The organism is Kribbella sp. (assembly GCF_035655035.1).
Lineage (GTDB): Bacteria > Actinomycetota > Actinomycetes > Propionibacteriales > Kribbellaceae > Kribbella.
Window position 1 is genome coordinate 1 of the sequence record NZ_DASRVN010000454.1, and the last position, 5,064, is coordinate 5,064.

The 5,064-nt window shown below is 68.4% G+C and carries 1 protein-coding gene and 2 pseudogenes; 1 reads left to right on the top strand and 2 read right to left on the bottom strand.

Annotation, left to right across the window (positions count from 1 at the left end):
* Positions 1-140: pseudogene (locus tag VFF46_RS25040) on the top strand (malate dehydrogenase); the annotation flags it as partial.
* 63 nt (positions 141-203) lie between these two features.
* Here the strand turns inward: VFF46_RS25040 and VFF46_RS25045 are convergent.
* On the bottom strand, positions 204-3,443 hold the full coding sequence (locus VFF46_RS25045; RefSeq protein WP_325039652.1) for a S8 family serine peptidase: 3,240 nt from the start codon (positions 3,441-3,443) through the stop codon (positions 204-206).
* 85 nt (positions 3,444-3,528) lie between these two features.
* A pseudogene (locus VFF46_RS25050) lies at positions 3,529-5,064 on the bottom strand (hypothetical protein); the annotation flags it as partial.

Sequence of the window (5,064 nt, forward strand, 5' to 3'; positions counted from 1 at the left end):
CGGTGACCACGAAGGACGGCAACTGGGAGATCGTCCAGGGCCTGGAGATCAACGAGTTCTCCCGCGGCAAGATCGACGCCTCCACCGCCGAACTCGCCGACGAGCGCGCCGCCGTCAAGGACCTCGGCCTGATCGGCTGACCGCCGCCGAACCCGCAGTACAGCCCCGCAGGCCCCCGGATAACCGGGGGCCTGCTGCTGTTCTCACCGCACGGTGTACGCGGCGATCACGGTTTGCGTGGTGCTGTTCCCGGCGGCGTCCGTCGCGGTGGACCGCAACGAAATGGTCGCGCCGGCGGGCGTCGGGAAGATCGCGTTCCCACCCGCGACCGGCGCCTGGCGCCAGGTGGTTCCGGCGTCGTCGGAGTACTCGATCTTCACCGTGGCCACCGGACCGCCCTTGACCTGGAACGGCAGCACCGTGACTGGCTTGCGTGTCATCGCGTTGGTCCCGTCCGCCTGCGGCCGGAAGCCGACGATGTGGATCGGGACGCCCTGCTGGTCCGCGGACGACGTGAAGGTCGCCTCCAGCTCTACCTTCGTCGAGAACGGCCACAACTGCTGCGAGCCGGTCGTCACCAGCTTGTACGACGCCTTACCGGCCGGCTGGCCCGTCACCTCGACGTAGCCGAACCGGTCGGTGGATCCGATCTCGGTCCCGTCCCGGTAGAGCTTCGTACTCGTCGGCGTCATCTCGATGGATCCGACGTGCCCGTCCGCGTCGCTGAGGCTGCCGATCCAGACACTCAGCTTGTCGGCCGATCGCGTCGCGGCGTTCACCGACGGCACGAACACGGCCGCGTTCCACCGCTCCTGGTAGTACCGGCCGGCCTGGTACGGCATCGCTCTACCCTCCAGCAGCCACTTCCCGAACGGGGCGTGACTGCCGTCGATATCCTCCTCGGTCGAGCCACCGAAGCCGTACGGCGTCTGGTCGACGTAGTACCGGATCGTCCGCGGGGGGTCGAGGCGAATAACCCGTGCCCAGCCGAAGTCGCCGTTCGGCTCGACCGGGTACAGCATCTTGTCCAGCCGCTTGCCGTCGGTGGAGTTGACCGCCGCGTCCACGGTCGCCAGGTCGGACTGCTTCACCGTCCGGTCGAACCCGGTGGGGAACTCGCCGGGGATGTAGTTCGCGATCCCGTACAGGTACGGCGTGTTCGTGAACAGCCCGTCCCCGCCGGGCACGCCCCATTGCGACGTGACATGGCCGACCATCGCGTCCGCCGTCAACTTCGGCCCGGCGCTGTAGGTGTACAGCTCGCCGGAGTTGAAGTTGAGCGAATCGTAGATGTAGGTGCCGTTCCTGATCGTCCGAAGGTACCCGATGCTCGAGTTCGCCTGCTTCGCCGCGACGTTCGGCACCGAGGTCGTGACCGCCTGCGCCAACCGGGCGTCCAGGACGACGGTCCGATCCGCGGTGAGCTGGACGCTCGGCGCGACCAACGAGAAGAACAGGTAGTCGTTGGGACTGCGCTCGAACTCCTGGAAGTTCCCGACCAGGTACTCGCCCTGCGGCACCCGGAGCGTCACGGTACCGTTCGCGTCCGGCGTCACGAACTGGAACAGGTCGTTGTCGACGCCGACCACGCTCACCGGGAAGACGACGGCCGGCGAACCATCGCGCATGATCGGCTTGACGGTCAGGTTGTACGACGGGACCTCCTTGTCGACCCCGACCGGTACGACGACGGTCTGCCCGCCACCGGTCGCCGTGATCCGCCCGCTGTACAGCCCGTCCGGCCCACCGAGCGTGGTGTCCGACGTGGCCTGCACCGACGCCGTACCACCGGCCGGAACAGTCACCGAGTCGGCGCTCAGCCTCAGCGCACCGGCCGGAGCCGCCGCGCCGCCCGGCCCGTTCAGGACCGAGGACAGCGAGAGCGTGACCGCCGTGTCGCCGAGGTTCCGGAACGAGACGTCGCGAGTGACCGGCTGGTCGTCGGTGTGCGGGTACGCCGCCTTGCCGAACGACACGCTGCCCGGCTCGGAGACCACACTCTGCTTGATCGCCGTGGTCAGGTTGATCCGCCCGGCGCCCTGCTGGAACGACGTCTGGTTGCCCGCGACCTTCGCGGACCCCATCAGCGCGCCCTTCAGCTCGGCCGGCGTCCAGGACGGGTGCTCCTGCAGCAGAATCGCGGCGGCGCCGGCAGTGTGCGGAGTCGCCATCGACGTACCGGACAGGCGCAGGTACTTGTCGCCGACCGGCTCGCCGATGGACGAGTCCTTGGACTTCGCTGCCACGATGTCGACGCCGGGCGCGGTCACGTCCGGCTTCAGGGCGCTGTCACCGGTCCGCGGGCCGCGACTCGAGAAGCCGGCGAGCTGGTCCTGCTTGTCGACCGCGCCGACGGTGAGCGCGGCGTCGGCACTGCCCGGTGACTCGATGGTCCCGTCGCCCGGACCGCTGTTGCCGGCAGCAACCACAAACAGGGTCCCGGTCTGCGCGGTCAGCCGGTTCACGGCTTCCTCGATCGGGTCGAGCTCCGGAGTGTCCGTACCACCGATGCTCAGGTTGACGATCTTCGCCTTGACGTCGGTCGCGGCCCACTCCATGCCGGCCAGCATCGCCGACTCCTGACAGCCGTAGACCTCACAGATCTTGCCGTCGTAGATCCGCGCGTCCGGCGCGACACCCTTGTACCGGCCACCGGAGGCCACACCGGTGCCGGCGATCGTCGACGCGACGTGCGTACCGTGCCCGACCAGGTCGTCGGCGGACTCGGTGGTGAAGTTCTTCTCGCCCGCGATGCGAGTCGCGAGATCGGGATGCGTTGCGTCCACGCCGGTGTCGAGGACCGCGACCGGCACATCCTTGCCGGTGTACCCGGCCTGCCAGGCGTCGGGTCCGCCGATCTGCGGCACCGACTGGTCCAGCAGAACCTTCCGCTTGCCGTCCAGCCACAACTTGCTGAAGCCGGCGGATCCGAGGAAGTTCTTCGCGCTGCTCTTACTGACCTTCATCGCGACGCCGTTGACCGACGGCAGTCGGCGCATCACCTTCGCACCGATCGGCACGGAATGCTTCGCCACCGAGCTTCCGCCGTACGTCGTGAGCACCGGGATCGTGCTGGTCGACGTGTCGTCGTACCCGTCCTTCACCAACTCGGCGACGTCGAACAGCCGGCTGTCGATCCGGCCGCCGGCGATGTCCCTGCTGACGTCGGCCGGGATCACGTACGCGTGTCCCCGGACCTGCTGCTTGACGAAGCCGACGTTCTGTCGGCCGGCGGCCGGCTCGACGGTCAGCTTGGTGATATCGCCACCGGCCAGCAGCACCCGGTCGCCGGTGATCAGCGTGACGCTGACGTTCTTACCTGCCTTAGTGACACCTGGCACTCGAACAGGTGGTTGGGCGGATGATGCGGCCGCGGGTGTCAGCACACCGGCCACCAGGCCCGCGACCGCCAGGACGGCGATCGCGGGCATTGGTCTACGCATGGATCTCGGACTCACAGGGGCCTCCCCAGAAGGCGGTTGTCGGCGCACCCCCTAAACGTGCAAACCGGTGTCCGAGGTTGCGTCCTCAACGCAGTACGTAGGCCTTGTGTACGGTGACGTCCGTTGCGTTCCCGGATCCGTCCACCACGTGCGACCGCAACGAGACCGACTGCCCGGCTGGGGTCGGGAAGATCGCCTTGTAGCGGCCGTGCCCGATCGGCAGGATCGCGGCGGCGTGCCAGGTCTTGCCGTCGTCACCGGACACCTGGATGGTGACCTTCCGGATCGCCGGCAGTGCCATGCCCAGTTGTGGATCCACGACGACCGGCAGCACCGTGACCGGCTTGCGGTCGGTGACGTTGTGGTCGTCGACCTTCGGCTGGTACCGGATCCCCAGCAACGGCAGCGGGGTCTCCGCCGCGGTCGCCGCCGAGCCGAACGTCCACTTCAGCTCGGTCCGGGTCGCGAACGGCATGATCGACTGGGTCTGCGACGACTCCAGCGTGTACGTCGACTTGCCCGCCGGCAGGTCGGCCGCTTCGAGATACCCGAAGTACGGCGACTCCGCGACGACCTTCCCGTTCCGGAGCAGCTTGGTGGATCCCGTGTCGGACAGGACGCCGCCGCCGTTCCCGTCCGCGTCGACGAGGCCGTACATGGACACGTACAGGTTGCTCCCGGTCCGCGTCGCCTGGTCCGGCCCGGTCGAGAACGCCGCCGCGTTGAACCGCTCGCGGTACGTCCGGCCAGCCCGGTACGGCTTCGCCTGGGAGCTCAGCTGGCTGACCGGCTGCGGGAACGGGTCGTTCGGATCGGTACTCGGCACGACCTCGCTGACCTCGGTCGACCAGGTCACCGGACCGCCGTCGGCGTACACCGTCGTGGTCAGCGGCGCCTTGCCGTACTCCAGCGAAATCGCCCAGCCGCCGCTCGTACCCGCCCCGCGGCCCAGCACGACCCGCTCGTGGCCGCGATCGCCGGTGGCGTTGATCGTCTGTACCAGCGTGGCCTGTTCGCTCGGCTTGACCGCCCGGACGAACCCGGTCGGGTACACACCCGGGAAGGTGTTCAGCTGCCCGACGAGGTACGGCGAGTTGCTGAAGCTCCCGTCCGCGTTCGGCTTCGCCCACTGCGATGCCACATGACTCGTCAGCTGCGTCGCGGGCAGTACGGCGGACCCTACCTGTGCGGTGTAGGTCTCCCCGAATCCGAACTGCAGTCCCGAGTAGCCGGAGCTGTACCGGCCGTCTGCCGAGGTCCGGTCGTACCCGATGTCGGCGAGCGCGGGCTGCGCGCCGGCCTGCGGCACGGTCACCTTCACCAGCTTCGCCGTCCGGGCGTCGAACACCACGGTGGTGTCCTTGGTGAGCTCGACCGACGGCTGCACCAGGTCGTACTCGGCGCCGTCGCCGTTCGGCTTCTCGACGTACTGGCTGTTCTGCGCCAGGTACTCGCCCCTCGGCAACCGCAGGGTGAGCGTCGTGCTCCCGTCGCCGAGGAACTGGAAGGAATTGCCGTTCACCGCCGCCAGCGCGCCCACGAACTCAGCCGGCTTGCCGTCCGGGCCGATCGCCTTCAGCGTGAGGTTGTAGCTCTCCTTCTCCTTCTCCACACCGATCGC

What these genes read in the sequence shown, in the direction of transcription:
- VFF46_RS25045 (WP_325039652.1), bottom strand. Translation starts at nt 3,443, where the DNA reads ATGCGTAGACCAATGCCCGCGATCGCCGTCCTGGCGGTCGCGGGCCTG.